Source organism: Leptospira sp. GIMC2001, assembly GCF_028462125.1.
GTDB lineage: Bacteria > Spirochaetota > Leptospiria > Leptospirales > Leptospiraceae.
Window position 1 is genome coordinate 3,603,573 of record NZ_CP115468.1, and the last position, 17,693, is coordinate 3,621,265.

General features: G+C 35.8%; 10 protein-coding genes. 5 read left to right on the forward strand and 5 right to left on the reverse strand.

Features of this window, described 5'->3' with window-relative positions; all coding sequences use genetic code 11:
- The first annotated feature begins 39 nt into the window (after positions 1-39).
- Entirely contained in the window at positions 40-528 is a 489-nt protein-coding gene (locus O4O04_RS17995; RefSeq protein WP_272533199.1) for a L,D-transpeptidase family protein, read from the forward strand.
- Positions 529-695: 167 nt separating this feature from the next.
- On the opposite strand, the gene O4O04_RS18000 is transcribed toward O4O04_RS17995, so the two are convergent.
- On the reverse strand, positions 696-1,643 hold the full coding sequence (locus O4O04_RS18000) for a ZIP family metal transporter (protein ID WP_272533200.1): 948 nt from the start codon (positions 1,641-1,643) through the stop codon (positions 696-698).
- Between the two features lie 356 nt (positions 1,644-1,999).
- Between O4O04_RS18000 and O4O04_RS18005 the strand changes: the two genes are divergently transcribed.
- Together O4O04_RS18005 and O4O04_RS18010 are read left to right on the forward strand one after the other, a co-directional pair.
- Entirely contained in the window at positions 2,000-4,462 is a 2,463-nt protein-coding gene (locus O4O04_RS18005) for a hypothetical protein (RefSeq protein WP_272533208.1), read from the forward strand.
- 208 nt (positions 4,463-4,670) lie between these two features.
- Complete coding sequence (locus O4O04_RS18010) at positions 4,671-5,255, forward strand: hypothetical protein (RefSeq protein WP_272533209.1); 585 nt, start codon at positions 4,671-4,673, stop codon at positions 5,253-5,255.
- A 6-nt stretch (positions 5,256-5,261) separates the two neighbouring features.
- On the opposite strand, the gene O4O04_RS18015 is transcribed toward O4O04_RS18010, so the two are convergent.
- The gene (locus O4O04_RS18015) at positions 5,262-7,352 is read right to left on the reverse strand and encodes a DUF2207 domain-containing protein (protein ID WP_272533210.1); all 2,091 of its coding nucleotides are present in this window, start codon (positions 7,350-7,352) and stop codon (positions 5,262-5,264) included.
- 132 nt (positions 7,353-7,484) lie between these two features.
- On the opposite strand from O4O04_RS18015, the gene O4O04_RS18020 reads away from it, so the two are divergent.
- On the forward strand, positions 7,485-10,283 hold the full coding sequence (locus tag O4O04_RS18020; protein ID WP_272533211.1) for a phosphoenolpyruvate carboxylase: 2,799 nt from the start codon (positions 7,485-7,487) through the stop codon (positions 10,281-10,283).
- 13 nt (positions 10,284-10,296) lie between these two features.
- Here the strand turns inward: O4O04_RS18020 and O4O04_RS18025 are convergent, their stop codons facing one another.
- Together O4O04_RS18025 and O4O04_RS18030 are read right to left on the reverse strand one after the other, a co-directional pair.
- Positions 10,297-11,289: an aldo/keto reductase gene (locus O4O04_RS18025; RefSeq protein ID WP_272533212.1), complete on the reverse strand. Its 993-nt coding sequence runs from the start codon at positions 11,287-11,289 to the stop codon at positions 10,297-10,299.
- 68 nt (positions 11,290-11,357) lie between these two features.
- A complete protein-coding gene (locus O4O04_RS18030; RefSeq protein ID WP_272533213.1) occupies positions 11,358-13,313 on the reverse strand; it encodes an adenylate/guanylate cyclase domain-containing protein in 1,956 nt (651 codons plus the stop codon).
- Positions 13,314-13,632: 319 nt separating this feature from the next.
- Here O4O04_RS18030 and O4O04_RS18035 point away from each other — a divergent pair, with 319 nt between their 5' ends.
- Entirely contained in the window at positions 13,633-15,579 is a 1,947-nt protein-coding gene (locus O4O04_RS18035) for a thiamine pyrophosphate-binding protein (protein WP_272533215.1), read from the forward strand.
- A gap of 11 nt (positions 15,580-15,590) precedes the next feature.
- On the opposite strand, the gene O4O04_RS18040 is transcribed toward O4O04_RS18035, so the two are convergent.
- Positions 15,591-17,660 carry a 7TM diverse intracellular signaling domain-containing protein gene (locus tag O4O04_RS18040; protein ID WP_272533217.1) on the reverse strand — a complete coding sequence of 690 codons (2,070 nt, stop codon included), beginning with the start codon at positions 17,658-17,660 and terminating at the stop codon, positions 15,591-15,593.
- Positions 17,661-17,693 lie beyond the last annotated feature (33 nt).

The following is a 17,693-nucleotide window of genomic DNA, read 5'->3' on the forward strand; positions in this document are numbered from 1 at the left end:
TGCAAACCATATTAAAATAAAGAGAATTATTCGAAAATTATGAAACTATTAGTCAGTTTTCTCATCCTAATATTTGCAATTCCAATAAATAATTTATTAGCCGATAGTCATACTATTGTTATTGTCAATAAGACGAATAAAATTTTACAAGTCAAAAAAAGCTCGGAAATAGTCCTAGAAATTCCCATTTCCCTTGGCTTCGAACCCTCTGGTGCAAAAAAAGAGGAAGGCGATGGCAAAACACCTGAGGGAAAGTATAAGATAGATTATGTGATCAACGATTGGGATTATTATAAAGCAATGCATATATCCTACCCAAATGCGACTCAGATCGCCGAGGCAAAGAAAAAGAATATCAATCCAGGAGGAGGCATTCTCATTCATGGTATGAGACCAAGGTGGAACTGGGTTGGACGTTTGCATAGTTTTATCAATTGGACTCATGGTTGTATAGCAGTTACCAATGAAGAAATGGATCAACTGTTTAAACTTGTTCCGGTCGGATCAAGCATTATTATAGATCCATAGTATTAGAAATTTAAATTGTCGCTACTGAATCGATTTATAGCACAAAATTAATAACTACGTATTACCTAATTCTTACTGTAATATCCGTTACTTGCCCTCCTGCTGGATTGCTTGAAAGAATTGTACAAAATAGGAACGCAATTCAGAATTTAAAATTAGAAATTCAACTATCCTCCAAATGCTGTATCTAACACCATCATTACGGCAAAACCAATCATGAGTCCAACAGTTGATGCTGTCTGATGACCGTTTCGATGCGTCTCAGGTATCACTTCATGAGATACAACAAAAATCATAGCACCGCCGGCAAGTCCTAGCCCAATTGGATATGCAATCGGATTACCTACCGCGAGTCCAACTCCTAATACCGCTCCCACAGGTTCAAGTAGTCCTGTAATGGCTGCAACCATAACAGCTCTATTCACTGGAACTCCTACTCCTCTTAGTGTAATCGCAACGGCAAGTCCTTCTGGAAGATTTTGTAATGCTATAGCTATCGTTAGTGGCAATCCTACAGAGAAATCTCCTTGGGAAAATCCGACTCCGATTGCCATACCTTCCGGTATATTATGAAGTGCGATTGCAAAAACAAATAACCATATGCGGCTTACTCTCTCTTGTCCTAATCCAAAAGTTCCCGTCTTCTCATGTTCATGCGGGATCAGCTGCTCAAGTCCCATCATCAATGCAACCCCCAATCCCATACCGAATACAACTACCATTGATCCAAGACCTGAGCTTCCAAACAATTGGCGGCCAGAATCCAACCCAGGTATGATCAAGGAGAAAGTGGATGCAGAAAGCATCATTCCTGCAGAGAATCCTAGCATGATATCTTCTGTTCGGTGTTGAATCTTGGAAAGAAAAAATGCAGGCAGGGCACCAATTGCCGTCGCAAGAAAACTAATTCCACTTCCAATCATAGCAAATATTAGAATATCATTATATTGACCTGTATTCAAAAGTAAAAAACTTCTAGATAACAAATAGATTAAAATTAAAAGAATAAAACCCAAAAATGAAAAACTTACGGGGTTGTTCTTGAACAGAATATGGAAATTAAATACTGCATTGATTAGGAAACTTTTTTTTTCATTTTTAGGCTGAATTTTCATAACTTTTGTTCACTTCGCGAGCAATCACATTATAAAGATAGTCAAAAAGATGAATTCAAAAACTGCAATCTATCGACAAAAAAAGGCGAAATTTAAACGTGTAGAATTGACAGAATTTAATTTTCATGAATTTATTATTCGAATATATGCAAATTTCAAATATTTCAGCTGTTAAATAATTTAATTCCATGCTAAGATTTTCTAGAACAATATTCTACACTTCACTCATTTTTCATTTTTTTCTCTTTTCCAATTGCTTCCCAAGCCTTGAGAAAAGTATTTTTGAATCTTTGAATCTTTTGAATTGGCTGAATAGCCTGGGCAATAATTCCCCTACCAACGTCGAACCATCTCCAATGAGAGTCAATCTCTACAGTAAAGCCTATGGTGAAATTACCATTCAGAATTTAGAAGAAGATCCGATAGTAATTCGAGAAAATGGAACTGAAGAGATCCAAGTGACTCAATTGTCAGATGGTAAATTTGAATTCCGAATCACAAGTCAGCCTACGAACCATCGTTGTGCCTTGGTGAATCCATCCGATGTTTATTCTGCGGAATCCATTCTTGAAATAAATTGTTTCTCAGTTTTATCGACAATTCCACCGAACGGCGGCATACTTGCGCCAAGCGAGTCTTTGGTATTTGTATTTTCTGATTCAACGAATTTCAATATAGCAGATATTGATGCATCATTTACCTCGGTGAATCTCGAAGCAGACTCGGGTCCAAACTTTACTCTTGAGAACGAATTGAAGCCAGATGACAAAATCAGAATCACTCCTGCGGGAACGGGATGGAATTCTGGTGTTGGAAAATTTGTCGGTTATAAATTTCAGAATGCGGATGGAAAACCTCTCGCAGTAGAAGAAGATATTCTATTTCTCACTATCGCATCTATGATTCGATATGTTTCTTCAAATGGTAATGATGCCAATGATGGAACCACCCCTTCTGCTTCCTTTCGAAATATCCAGCCAGCCATATCTGATATGACACCTTGTGCAGACAGCGCTTGCCTAGTTCTTGTTGAAGCAGGCAATTATGATGCAGCAGCGGATGGAGATCAGATTGTTCTAGAAAATGGTATATCAATAGTTGGAAGTTATACGGCGGGTAGTAATTTTCAAGAACGGAATACAAGTGCACGAAGTTCAACCATTCATTTTCCATCACCACCGGCGGCAATTTGTGGAATAGCACTACTAGAATACTGTAGTCCAGTTTTTATTCCTTCGAGCGTTACGGAGGTTACTAGTCTCGAAGGTTTTACTATTCAATCAGCCAATTCCGAATGGACTTATGGCGTTGTATCATCGGGCAATCCCTTACTCATGAACAATACAATTCGAAGCGGAGATACAAATGGTACGGTTTATCCGAGAACGGGCGGGTTTCTAATTGTAAGCCAAGGCAATGTATCCGTTAGTAATTCTCTTATCGAAAGTGGAATTTGTTTAGAAGATAACTCTTTTTCTTATGGTTTCCGGATCGATGAGAATAGTTCTGGAATTGGTATTGCTCCTGAACTTAACAATGTCACAGTGAATGCCGGTAATTGCGTAACTGATGGTTCAACATCCATTGGCCTTGCATCTGAATCAACTGGTCCTGCATTCATTGCTTTAACGAATATTAATGATTCGACTTTCCAAGCTGGGGACACAAATCTATCGAATGGAAGTTCTATAGGATTAAAATCAAATTATGGCATTGAGCTTTATGGTAACAATAGCTTTCGATCTGGAAACGGATCAGTTGTCTACGGTTTATCACTGAGCGGTTCTGGAGTGAAAGTGGGCATTAGTGGAAGCCATATTACAATAGAAACAGGTAATGCAACCTTCGAAAATGGAGGAATTCTGCTTGATGGATCATCAATTTTAAATGCTAATCTGCAATATGCAACCGTTAGGTTAGGAGAAACTTCTAATACTGGCTCTGGCTCAATCGTGGTATACGGAATCAGCGCAGCAGATGCCGGCATGTCAATCGAATTCAATAGAATTACAATATTAATGAATTCTGTAACATCCACTTCAGGAGATGCAGATGCAATCGGAATTTATTCGGGAAGCGAAGATAGTGCAAGTAGTATAACGAACAGTTCAATTAGGATGGCAAATGTTGCAGTGGCTCCTACATATCAAGGTTCCAATTATGGGATTCGCTGGGTAGGTCAAAGCGATGGCCTAATCGCAAACAATCTTGTCTACGGCGGAATTTGCAATCGTAAAGCGGGCGGAATTCTGATTGAAAACAATGGTTTGGATATTAGAATTCTCCACAATACAATTGTTAGTGGAACTGCAGATCCAGTGGATAAAGGTTTTGGATTGAGTATTGTCAATGGTATAGGAGATACAGAAATTAGAAATAATATATTTCTGAATAGTCCAACAATTCCTATATGCTTGAACCTAGATGGAATTCCCAATTTAACGGGGGCAATTCAGGGGAATGTCTTTGCAAATTGTTCGATTCCTTTAATAAATTCAGCTACTTTAGATGAATTTAACGAGATATGCACCATCGGGTATCTTGGCAAAAATTCTTGCACTACTCCTACTTCAGATATTGTGGGAGATGGTATTTTAAACTTTCGATTCAATAATCTCTCCAACCCAAATCTTTCCAATCCATTTACAGAGCCTTTTAACTTTTCTCCAACATCCAGCACACCTTGTTCGATCGCAAGATTGGAAAACTTCATTGGAATCAATGATGATAGGTTTCAAGATTCTATAAGACCATTATTTGGACCTCCAGATACTGTAAGTATAGGTGCAATTCAATACAATGGAGCTTGTACACCATAACATGGATCGAACTTTCTCGATTCACTCATTTTATTTTGGAACATTGACAATCGATCAAATATAAAACTCTATCTATAAGTATCTATAAATGGAAAAGCTTGTATAACAAAACTTTTTTATAACATTATATTATTCTGCTAGACATTTACAATTTAGATTGTTAATTGGTGAAGGTCACTACGCAATTATCATCTTCAGGAGAATAGAAATGGCTGATACAAAAAATATAACAAAATTAGATCAACGCTTAATAGCAGACAAACTCATTGATTCAAACTTACTTGGAGATTACAAGAAAGTTCACTCTTTTCTGAATAGTCATGTTCGTAAGAATGGTAAAATTTTGACTGAGGAAACCTTTTCAAAAGGTGATGCTGAATTGAGATCATGGCTTATGCTTCTCTATAAAAAAGGAGCAAGTCAAGAAAAACTTACAAGCTATCTAAGAGTCGGACTTGCTCATTTATGTTTTAACTTTATCGAATCCACTTATAGCCAGATTCCACTAGATGATTTGATCGGAAGAACTCTTGTGTCCTTTAAGAAAAGAAATTTTCATAAGACATTCTTCAAAGTATCACTCGCTGAAGCAAAAGATTCTGTTCGTGGTAAACAAGAAATCAAAGATAAAAAGAAAGCTGTGAAGAAAAAAGCTGCTAAAAAGAAAACAGCTAAGAAAAAAATCATTAAGAAAAAAGTTGTAAAAAAGAAGATTACAAAGAAATCTACAGCGAAGAAAAAATCGAAAAAGCCAGCCGAGAAGAAAGGATTCTTCGCAAGAATATTCTCTTAAAGAATATTACCAGCCTCCACCACCGCCTCCACCCGATGAACTTGATCCTCCACTGGACGAAGATCTGGATGGCGGCGAATAACTTGCTGTAGACGAAAAGTCATTCATTTGACTCCAGGATGCTACAGCACCAGCTCCTGCAAACAATCCTCCAGCACCGGCAATTGCTGCATTTCTCGCAGTATTAGAGCTCTGGTTCGGAGCCGTAGAAGTTTTTTCTGAATTCGATATATCAAAATCACCGGATTGGCTTTTGCGAAATGATGTTGGAGTTGCATATTGAAATTTTGGAAAATTTTCAGGAAGCAAATAAAGACAGTCATTCTTTTTCATATGTTTGATTCTATATTCAAGATCAAAAATCAAATCAAATGCAGGAATATAACTTGAGTAAACAATCGGGATATCACATTCATCGTCGGAGCTAAGCTTGGCATCCATATAATTCTTAAGAGCGAGTGCCTTAAGCGACCAATTGATTTGGTTGATATAATGGTGCGGGGAATAGTGAAACAAATGACGAATACTGATCAAGCCCATCAAACTCAAACAGATATAAACAAATTGTTCAGTTAGATGCAAACTCCAAAAATAAAAAGCGATAACAAAAATAGATGGAATCAATGATCTTAAATAGCGAGTATAAAAATATCGTTTGCGATTTCTTTCCAAATCAGCAAAGCCATAGTGATCATCCTCAATCACAGAAATTACTATGGTTGAAAAAAGAATCGCAATTAATGAAATAAAAAACTGCGGTGCAACAATTCCGTTCGAAGCCAAATAGGAATCCAAAAAATAAAAATACAAACCAATCGATACTAAAACAAAAGGAATAAAAAGAAACAATTTGAAGATAATTTTATCTAAGAATACATTCAATAGGGTTCCCATAAAAGTTTTTCTTTCAGATAATACTCCTCTTTCTAATAAAGCATTTCTATAAACGGACTCAATGTCAGATTTCAAAGAATAGGAAATCCCTTGAATTCCATAATGCTGTTTTATATCAACTGGAGTAACTTGTTCTTTATTATTCACAAAAAGATCTGGAATAATCTTCTGATCCAATAGAGAAAATTCTGAATCTGAAACCAATTTCTTTAAACCAAATTCATTATTCTTGTCATGGAATTTTAAAATTTTCTTTTCTAGGAACAACCTTGTCATCCAAGCCGAGACAATTCCCTTTTCAGAAAGAATTGCAATATCTTCCGGAGATAAATCACCTAACACAATTGCAAAATCTTTCCAGTCCGTGATTTTAAAAGGATTCGCAAAAACACCTTTCTTCTTGGAATATACATACATTCCAAATTGGAAAACTGCCAGTAAGCAAGCCAATAAAATAAGATAGAAAAATCTTACTAAATAGACTTTTAGAATTGAAGGAGGTAATATGTCTGCATTCGCACCGATAAAACTAAAATTGGATTTGCATATCATTTTCTTTCCAGGTGCAAGGCTTGCCTCAGATCTGAAACGAATCAAGCGATCAGAAGATTCATGACTGGACAGGTCATCAGGCTCCCAATTTGCATGCCACCTCAGATCCACAGTCATCTGACGAATGTCTCCATTTCTATCAGCAAATCCAAAATCATGATCCAATGCAAATTTTCCATTGAATTTGCGATCTAGGATATTGTAATACCTTCCAGTAATACGATATTCTATAACCTTATTATCGAAAGGTGGATCGGATATACTTCTGCTCCTCCATTTTATTTGATTCTCAGATCGATTCCAATCGTAATGGTCCAAATTGTCTAGATCACCGTCTTTTAATTTGATCCATTCTCCTTCGCTATTCTTACGTTCTATTGAAATAAAATCAAAGCTCTGTCCAAAGCCAATATCAAAATATCGATATCCTCCGTTCCAATCTCCGTTAAACCGAATACTTTGAATTTCTTGGATCAACATGCTTCCATCTTCATCAATAAAGGCATCAACATGAATCTTATCCCAATCTAAATATTTTTCCTGAGCAATTAAAGTTGAATTATTAATAAATAAAATAACTAAAACTTGAAATATAAATGTAAAAATTACAATCTTTCTAAATAAATTGGAGACTTGCCAAAAGTTTTTCATAATGGGATATTTTGCATGTTTGTAAATTTTGAGTAAACTATTTTTTTACTTAATTCTAATTTCCAAAGGAATTCCTTTTATAAGAACAATTGATTTCATTGACAGAAACTTTGGAACGTAAAAATTAGAACCATGGATAAAGCCAACTTTTCTCAAGATAGATTGTATCAAGATTATCAATCGTTAAACAAAAGTTTAATTAAAGTTCTACAAGATCTAGGTGAAAAGAATTTATCCAGTCTCATACAAGATTCGAATCAACCTCAGGACAATCCTTCTACATATCCAGAAAAAACTTCCGAATTATTAAGTCTTTCTTTTCAGCTATTGAATATGACAGAGGAAAATGTAGCCGCCCAATACCGTCGATCGGTTGAGACGAATCAAGGACTTGCAACAATTCCGGGACTATGGGGACAAAGTATATCTAAGATGATCAATTATGGTCTCAGTGAAGAACAGATTCTGGATACACTAAGAACAATCCATGTCGAACCAGTTCTTACAGCTCATCCAACTGAAGCAAAAAGAGCGACTGTACTTGAACAACACCGTGAACTCTATTTGCATTTGGTTAAATTAGAAAATCAAATGTGGACTCCGTATGAAAGGAAAGAAATTATCAATGATATTGAATCGGTCATTGAAAGATTATGGAGAACTGGCGAAATATATCTGAAGAAACCGGATGTTCTCTCTGAGATTCGGAATATCGAGCATTATCTCAAGAATGTTTTTCCAAATGCTCTACAATTATTGGATACGCGTTTCAAGCAGGCTTGGACAGAAGCTGGACTCTCCAAAGATAAACTTCGAGAACCTAGCGATTATCCTAAAGTCAGTTTTGGAGATTGGGTTGGAGGAGATCGCGATGGTCATCCATTTGTAACTTCTGACATAACAAAATACGTATTGGAAAAATTTCGAAGTATCAGTATTCAATTGTATTCTGATAAATGCATAGATCTAACTCGAAAAATTAGTCTTTCTGATTATTTACAGACCCCACCAGAATTTTTATTGAATGCTATTCAAGATTATTCAAGTCGAATGGGTGAGATTGGTCAATCTTGCATCACCCGAAATAATGACGAACCTTGGAGACAATTTGTCAATTTAATTCAGCGCAGATTACCTCTTGAAGAAAATGTGAATTCTGTTCCATCAGAATTCATTTATAAAAATTCACTCGAATTCTCAGAAGACTTAAAACTTCTTCGTAAATCTTTGGAATATGTTCATGCAAATCGTTTGATAGAAAGAGATCTTTTTCCATTGGAAAGACTTGTATCTTCCTACGGATTCCATACAGCCACTTTGGATATTCGACAAAACTCAGCTTACCATGAAAAGGTGATTGAACAGATTTTGAAGGCTGCAGGATTTGAAGATTGGGAATATAGCAAATGGAATGAAGAAAAAAGATTGGAATTTCTCAATCAGGAGTTGGCAAGTCCCAGACCTTTTCTTTTACCAGATACCAAACTAGATTCCGAATCGGATTCCTTACTTTCCGCTTACCGAGTCATTAAAAAATTTACAGACTCTTATGGAAAAGAATCAATTGGTGCTTTTATTGTTAGTATGACTAGGTCTGTTTCAGATCTACTTTTGGTTTATCTTTTCCTAAGAGAAGTCGGACTTATGGAACTTTTTGATTCCGAACAATTATTACGGTATTCGATTCCAGAGAAAAGCCAGCAATCAACTAATTTGGTTAGTGCTTTTCCCATAGTTCCACTATTCGAGACAATCGATGATCTTATGGATTCTCCTAAAATATTGGAAAGATATATATCTCATCCTTTGACCATTAGAAGCATTCACTATCAAAAGAGTCTTGCAAAATCCATAAAACCTATCGTTCAAGTTATGTTAGGCTATAGTGATTCAAATAAAGATGGAGGAATACTTGCAAGCCAATGGAATTTATATTCTGCACAGAAAAAACTAACCAAAATTTCCGATAGCTTCGGTGTGAATCTTCGATTCTTTCATGGTAGAGGCGGGACAATCAGTAGAGGCGGTGGCAAAAATCATCGTTTCCTTGATGCACTTCCACATTCTAGCCTAACGGGATCTGTACGAATGACTGTTCAAGGTGAAACTATAGCTCAGAAATATGCCAATAAAATCAATGCTGTCTACAATCTGGAACTCCTAACGGCTACAGCTACAAAAGTAACTGCAAGACATAAATACAGACCCAGAAAACATCACCCTTCAGAAAATTTAGTTGAGTCGATTGCGAAAAGATCGGCAGAAGTTTACGCCGAACTGATTCATCGGGATAATTTTATTACTTATTATTCGCAAGTTACTCCAATTGACGTGATCGAGAATAGTAGAATCGGTTCAAGACCAAGTCGTAGAACTGGCAAGCGAAGTATCGAAGATCTAAGAGCAATTCCTTGGGTCTTCAGTTGGAATCAGGCTCGGTTCTATCTACCCAATTGGTATGGAGCTGGAACTGCTCTTGAGGAATTGAAAATTCAATCTCCCAAAGATTTTGAAATATTGAAATCCGATATGGATGAATGGCATTTTCTAAAATATTCTATGCTAAATATAGAGACTGGAATTTATAGTGCTAGCCCAGATATAATGTTAGAATATTCTAAATTAGTAGAAGATGCGGTACTACGCGAAAATTTCACTCAATCCATTATCCAAGAATATGATAGAACCAAAAGAATTGTTCAAGAACTTTTTGCAAATAAAACAGCTCTAGAACGAAGGCCCAAGATGATTCAGACAATTCAAATGCGAGCAAAATCATTGAAATTATTGCATGATCACCAGATTGAGCTGCTCCGCAAATGGAGAGCAATTCCGATCCAAGACAATACTGCAGATGAAAGGGAAAAAATCATCATACCTCTGTTGCTTACAGTCAATGCAATCGCTGGCGGACTGAGAACTACAGGATAATCATTTCCATTTTCTAGAGATCTAAATTTTTCATTACAGCTTCGGCGTATCGAAATCCTGCAACTTTCTCAGCGGCAAAAATTTCATTGAGCTGATGTATTGTGGCATCATCAAGTGTTGCTGCTGATGCTTTAAGATTCTCATCAATACGAGATATTTTTCTAGTTCCTGGAATGGGAAGTATGCCTTTGTTCTGTGAAATAATCCAAGATAGCGCAACTTGCCCTGGGCTAAGGTTCAAATTGTTCGCTATTTCTTCTAAGTCTTTGATGAGCTTGAGATTTTGATCTAGATTCTTATCCTGAAATCTAGGGTTATTTCTGCGAAAATCATTCTCAGCTAACGTAGATGTGTCTTTTATACTGCCTGTCAAAAATCCACGACCTAACGGACTGTACGCGACAAGACGGATACCTTTTGATTCTAAATAAGGAAGTATTTCTTTTTCTAAGTGGCGTGACCATAAAGAGTATTCGGACTGCAAAGCTGCAATTGGATGAACGGTCAGAGCCTTCGAAATTGTTCCAACTGATGCTTCCGACAATCCAAGATATCTTACTTTGCCAGCCTCAACCAAATCTTTCATGGCGCCAACAGTATCTTCGATCGGTACAGTAGGATCCACTCGGTGTTGATAATATAAATCTATAGTTTCGATTTCTAATCTTTGTAAGCTTGCATCGCAAGCTTGCTTAACATATTCAGGTCTTCCATTTATAGCTCTTGCTTTTGGATCGGTAGGTGATCTCTGAATTCCGAACTTAGTGCATACGAAAATATCATCTCTATTACCCGACCAAGATTTGATTGCAGAACCTAGAAGTTTTTCATTATGTCCACTTCCATACATATCAGCAGTATCTAAAAAGTTAATTCCTTGATTCAAAGCGTAGTGTATGGTTTTGGTACTTTCTATATCGTTCGAATCACCATAGAATTCGCTCATTCCCATCAGTCCTAAACCTAATTTGGAAATATCTTTATTACTTGCTGTTCGTAAATTCATAATAATTGATAATAGTATTTTAGATTTGAGTCATACAAGAACTTAATAATGTTAAGAAAATAAGTTATTTATAACATTGAATATAAATAAGCCTCCATTAAACCTTTTCCTTTCACGTCTATGGTTTTTGAAATAAAATACGATTTATCTTGAATCAGCTGAAAAGTATTTTCTGATAGTAAAATTGAATTCGGATCACTATTCGATTCCATTCGTTGTGCTAAATTTACAGTATCTCCCCAGAGATCATAAGTAAACTTATGTTTTCCAATCACACCCGCAGTGACCACACCCGAGTTAATTCCAATGCGAATCTTTAGATCCAGTCCTTCCTGCAATGAAAACTCTTTCATGAATGTTATCATATCTTTGCCCAAGTAAACACATAAATCAGCATGTTTGTCTACTTGGTTTGGAACTCCAGCCGCAACCATATAAGCATCTCCGATCGTTTTAATTTTTTCGATTCCATAACTTAATGTTAAATCATCGAATTTCGTGAATATTTTATTGAGCATTGCAATCAAATCTTCTGGATCTGTCTTTGCTGCAAGTGATGTAAAACCAACTATATCCGCAAATAGGACGGAGGCTGATTCAACTCGCTGGGAAATATTGATCTCTCCCGCCTTTAAACGACTAGCTGTTTCTTCCGGAAGAATATTTAATAATAATTTACTTGATTTGGTTTCTTCCTTATCTAAATCGTCTGAAGTTAAGCGTAGAAAATGACCTAAAATTCTCTTATCTCTTCGGAGTTGTTCAATTTCTTTTTTCATATCAAGTTCACTTAAATTTTCTTGAGAAGGCTCATACAAAAATTCCTCCTGCTTAGGAAAATCACTTTGAGTTAGATCATCAATTTTATTGGTAACATCCCTAATAGCTACAATCGAAATTACTGTATTATGTAATCCACATGTACTATTTTTAGAGTTTCCAATTTCTCCCCATGAACTAAAGCCGATAATCGGTTTCTTCCAAAGATTATGTATAGCTTTTAGCTCAGTATTCATATAAGAACCAAGTGATCTGGATCTAACAGCACAATTAAACATAAGTATAAAATCGGGTATCTCAGCCTTGATATTATTCCGAAATGATGACATTTCTTCATATGAATGTTGAATTGTATCCATTGTGTTAGGTGAACAGAAGCGTACAGAGGATCCCTGCGGAATGTCACCTCCATACGAAACAGACTTCTCTTCAAAATCCATTTGAATTGCAATTCGCATAACTGTTGATCCATCTTCATTGTGAATCAATAAAGGGAATTCACTTGCAGCAAGCAAATCAGGATCAATATGATTTTTTCTGATTCCTTTTCCATTCTGCTTGAACCCGAAGTATCTGGCATAAAAATCTGTGGCTGCAATTCCTTCTATTTCAAAAACTTTTCTTCCTTGTGACTTTGTTACTTTCTTGGGGGTTCCTAATTCTTGCCATCCGCTGACAGCTAGTCCATTGATTTGAATTTTTTGTTCATCTAAAATTAATACGCAAACACCTTTATTTTCAAAGCCTTCACTTGAGACAAAAGGAGGATTTTCAATTTCACCAAAACTACTTGCAATTCCTCCAAATATTTTTAATTCTTTATCTCGAGCAAGTATTCCGCCAAGCAGTTTCTCGATTTCGAAACTGTTATCTTTGAGTGCAGCAAGAATAAGAATCGATGGTTTTTGAAAGGTTGTTAAAGAAAAATCTGCGATATTATTACCCATTTCAAACGAATTGATAATTTCATTATAGACCTTTAAACGAAAGTATTGCTTTGGAATATCCAAAAGTAAAGCGATGATTGCAAATTCTGATTTTCCTTCATTATAAATCAACTCAGCGGAACAGGATCCAAAAATTTCAATATCATAATCATAAAATGGTGTTATAAGCTCCAGGCTTAAGGATTTATCTTGAATAAATACAAAAGCCAGACTTGCTTTAAAGGAAGCCTTATAAATTTCAACTAATTGGAGTTGCAATTCGTATTTATTATTTGCTTTTATGGTTTTTGAATTCATTGATCATTATTCCGGTCGATTTTTGTATTCATTAAATATCTATTTTTAAACTTTCAATAATCTATGTAATTCAATTATATAATCTCTAAAGTAAGATATTTAATATAATTTCTTAGGTATTTAAAAGCAGATAACAATAAAATTATTTAGTTAAATAAAAATACTTGAGTCAATAATCTTTTTATTTATAAATGGAAGAAGATTTAGAAAATTATAAATATTTTTTATTATAATGGTATATCTTCAAAATAAATAAGCTTGAATTAAACTAAGATATAAAAATTTTACCGATATCGATATTAAAGTCTCTGGAGAACTGATGGATCATAAAATTATATGGCATAAGGTTTTAGAAGATCGTAATTTTCTAAAAGAAAATAGAGTAATGACTGTATCGGCTGGACATAAACAAGTTTGCCTATCGCATTTTGATGGAGGCTTTCATGCAATATCGAATAAATGTCCTCACCAAGGTGGTCCGCTAGGAGAAGGCTCAATTGAAAATGGTTTACTGAGATGTCCTTGGCATGGATGGGACTTCAATCCTAAGGGTGGAAATTCAGATGGTTTTGATGATGGTCTAGCTGCATATCCAATCAAAATCGAAGGCAATAGTATTTTTGTCGGAATGGAAGAAGAACCGGAACACAAATTAACTGTTTCGGATCTCATGGCAGAGACTATGGTAAGATGCGGAGTGAATCGAGTTTTTGGAATGGTTGGACATTCAAATCTGGGACTCGCAGATGCCTTTCGTCGATTAGAAGAGCAAGATAAATTGAAGTTTATTGGGATTCGTCATGAAGGAGCAGCTTCATTTGCAGCTTCCGCCTATGGAAAGTTAACTGGAAAGCCTGCTGCATGTTTTGCAATTGCTGGTCCTGGAAGTACGAATATGTTTACAGGACTCTGGGATGCAAAAGTCGATCGAGCTCCCATTCTTGCACTAACCGGACAGGTTGCAACACAGGTAGTCGGAACTGGCAATTTTCAAGAAGTGGATTTGGTACGAGCTTTTCAAACTGTAGCCGAATTCAATCATAGAGTGGAGAATACTTCCAAGCACACAGAACTAATGATGCTCGCAATCAAGCATGCCATAATAAAAAGAGATGTTTCTCATCTAACATTTCCAGATCAAGTTCAAACAATTCCCGCTGAAAGCTTCCATCCCAAATCATTGAATAAGAGAATGACCTCATTGAGAATATTACCAGCCGAGGATATAATCAATGAACTAATCAGCAAAATTAAATCATCTAAGAAGCCTACGATTATAGTAGGACATGGTGCAAGGTTTAATATGAAAGAAATTATTGGATTTGCAGAAACAATCCATGCACCTGTGATGACTACTTTTAAGGGTAAAGGTCAGATTTCCGACGCTCACCCTCTTGGTTGTGGCGTTCTCGGTAGATCGGGAACCCCGATAGCTTCCTATTTTATGAATGAATCAGACCTACTGATTGTAATTGGCTCTTCTTTTTCTAATCATACAGGTATTACTCCTAAGAAACCAATTATCCAAATTGATTTCGATCCAATGGCTTTGGCAAAATTTCACAAAATCGACTTGCCAGTGTTTGGTGAAATTTCCGAAACAATGAAATTAATTATTCAATCCAAAGAAAAATTTGTCGCAAGTCAAATTGACCAAAGATCTGAGATCAAAAAAAGATGGGAGATTTGGAGAGAAGAAAAAGAGAGAAGATTATTAGAGGACAACAACAAGGGAGTAAGTTCAATTAGAATTTTTGAATCACTTACTAAGCATATATCGGACGATGCTATAATCTGCGTCGATGTGGGAAATAATGCCTATTCATTAGGACGCTATTTCGAATGTAAATCTCAGACATTTCTTATGTCAGGATATCTGGGTTCCATAGGATTTGCTTTACCTGCATCCTTGGGAGCATGGGCAGCTGTTGGAGATGAACGTCAAATAGTTGTGGTTGCAGGTGATGGGGGAATCAGTCAATATCTTGCTGAAATTACGACAATAGTCAAATACAAAATGCCCATCAAAATCATTGTCTTAAATAATAATGAATTAGGGAAAATCTCGAAAGAACAACGATCAGGTGGATGGGACAAATGGGCAACAGAACTTGTGAATCCGAATTTTTCTGAATTCGCTAAAAGTTGCGGAGCCTATGGTGAAAGTATTTCCAAAAATCAAGAAGTCAGTGATGCAATCCAAAGATTATTCAAAGTGAAAGGTCCTGGTCTATTGGAAATCCATTCCGACGTTGATCTAATATAGAAATCCATTTCCTAGTTTTTAATTGCGACTTTAGACTTTTCAGCAAATAAAATAGCTGGCTTGTCATTTGGAACCTTTGTTGCAATCACACTAAAAAGCTCGTAGGATTTCTCATATTCCTTATTATTAAAATGCTCCAGAGCATTATTAAATTGATTCAAATATTCTAATTTCTGAGATTTCAATTCTGACTTCTCGGCATCTATCACTTCATATATGCGGATTGGCTCCATTTTGCCCTTAACTCTTGTAATTCCCAAACTCCTCATTGTCCAAATATTTTCATTCAGTGCGTTCAAAGTGTCACTACTAATAATCATGGGAACTCCGTAGTCACGTGTCAAACTTTCCAATCTGGAAGTAAGATTTACAGCATCGGAAATCACAGTCGTATCCATACGTAGCGTCTCGCCTATAGTTCCGATGATCAGATTGCCAGTATGTAAAGCTGTTCCAATCGCTATCGGTTGTTGATTTTTTTCTTGCATCCAAATATTATAATCATTTAATTCTCTAAATATATCCAGAGATGCTCTGATTGCATCATCTGGATTTTCGGGAAATAACGCCATAATAGAATCACCGATGTATTTATCTATAAACCCTCTCTCACGTCGAATCGTTGGACCAACGCGACTTAGATAACCATTTAGAAAACGAAAATTTTCTTCTGGAGTCATTAGTTCTGAAATGGACGTGAAAGATCGAATATCAGAAAATAATACAGTCATGGTTTTCTCAGATGCATCACCTAATTCTACACTTACGAGATCAGTTTTGCCTAGATATCTAATAAACTCAACTGGGACGAATCTCGCAAAAGAGTCAGTCATTCGCTTCTGTAATTCCAATGCATTTTTCTGCAAGGCTTCCTTTTCTCTTTTCAGAATATTGATTCGATCAGCAAGGGCAAATGAAAGAAGAATCACCTCCAGTGCTGAACCGATCTGAGGACTTATATTTATTATTGGAATATATGGAAGCAGGCCAAAATTTCTAAACCCAATCGCAACGACTCCTAATACTAACATCATCCATGCGAATACAAAAAACCGAGCTGCCCTATATCCTTTTTTCCAAGAATAAATTCCCGTTCCTATCAACAATACGGAAGTAAAAACTCCAAGAAATATCGATAGCTGAATTGCGAGTAAATACTTGCCGAGTATAGAGTAAATCATCAATCCAAAAGCAATTGACTCAATACCAATAAAAATTTTGAAAAAACGCGGAGATCGAGATTTGAGTTGGAGAAAACTTGCAGCAAACAACGATGCAAATAGTGATGCGGAAGCTACAAAAAAAGGAAGACTGTGAGCCGCCCACCATAGATTCCAACTCCAGAAAATTTCATGTCCGAATCCCCACATACCCGCTTGAAAGAATCCAAAACACGTTATATAAAAAACATAATAAATATATGAAACATCTTTAACAGATAGATATAAAAATAAATTATAGAAAACCATTACAAACATTATACCAAAATAAATACCGTATAAATATTGCTCTTTATGATCTTTTAGTATAAACGAATTCTGAGTATGAATTGTAATCGGAAGTAACATAGCGCCTTCACTTTCAAAACTCATAAATATTGATAGAGACTCACTTGCATCCATAGGAATGTAAAAGAGGAAATTTCTATGTATTAAATCTCTTGATTCAACTTCCTTCCACTTGCCGGCTTGCTTATGAATCAATTCGCCATCCTTCTCATAATATAAATCTATATAATCAAGAATAGATGTTATTTCCAGGATCAGATTCTCATTTCTATCTAATGAATTGTATAAATCAAAATGTATCCAATATCTAGAATTTGTGTAACCGAAATTAGGAGATTTGGAAGGTGATATTCGGAATTCATTGGAGGTCTTTAATGATTTTATTTCTTCGTAACCAAGCTTTGCTGTCTTATCCTCCAAGAAAATGAAATCTGGGTTTATTGATTCTCCATCGACTTCAATGTTATTGAGTAAATTGGATTTCACAGATTCAGAAAACAAATTGTGAATAGGAAAAATTCCAATGAATAAGTAAAAAAATAAACTAAAAGACAGGCTGAACGAACGAGACATAGAACCTCTTTACATGATAATTCCGATCTCACG

Bases quoted from the DNA above. Each gene is read 5' to 3' on its own strand.
- O4O04_RS18035 (WP_272533215.1), top strand. From the start codon at position 13,633: ATGGATCATAAAATTATATGGCATAAGGTTTTAGAAGATCGTAATTTT.
- O4O04_RS18005 (WP_272533208.1), top strand. From the start codon at position 2,000: ATGAGAGTCAATCTCTACAGTAAAGCCTATGGTGAAATTACCATTCAG.
- O4O04_RS18030 (WP_272533213.1), bottom strand. From the start codon at position 13,313: ATGAATTCAAAAACCATAAAAGCAAATAATAAATACGAATTGCAACTC.
- O4O04_RS18025 (WP_272533212.1), bottom strand. From the start codon at position 11,289: ATGAATTTACGAACAGCAAGTAATAAAGATATTTCCAAATTAGGTTTA.
- O4O04_RS18020 (WP_272533211.1), top strand. From the start codon at position 7,485: ATGGATAAAGCCAACTTTTCTCAAGATAGATTGTATCAAGATTATCAA.
- O4O04_RS18015 (WP_272533210.1), bottom strand. From the start codon at position 7,352: ATGAAAAACTTTTGGCAAGTCTCCAATTTATTTAGAAAGATTGTAATT.
- O4O04_RS18000 (WP_272533200.1), bottom strand. From the start codon at position 1,643: ATGAAAATTCAGCCTAAAAATGAAAAAAAAAGTTTCCTAATCAATGCA.
- O4O04_RS18040 (WP_272533217.1), bottom strand. From the start codon at position 17,660: ATGTCTCGTTCGTTCAGCCTGTCTTTTAGTTTATTTTTTTACTTATTC.
- O4O04_RS17995 (WP_272533199.1), top strand. From the start codon at position 40: ATGAAACTATTAGTCAGTTTTCTCATCCTAATATTTGCAATTCCAATA.
- O4O04_RS18010 (WP_272533209.1), top strand. From the start codon at position 4,671: ATGGCTGATACAAAAAATATAACAAAATTAGATCAACGCTTAATAGCA.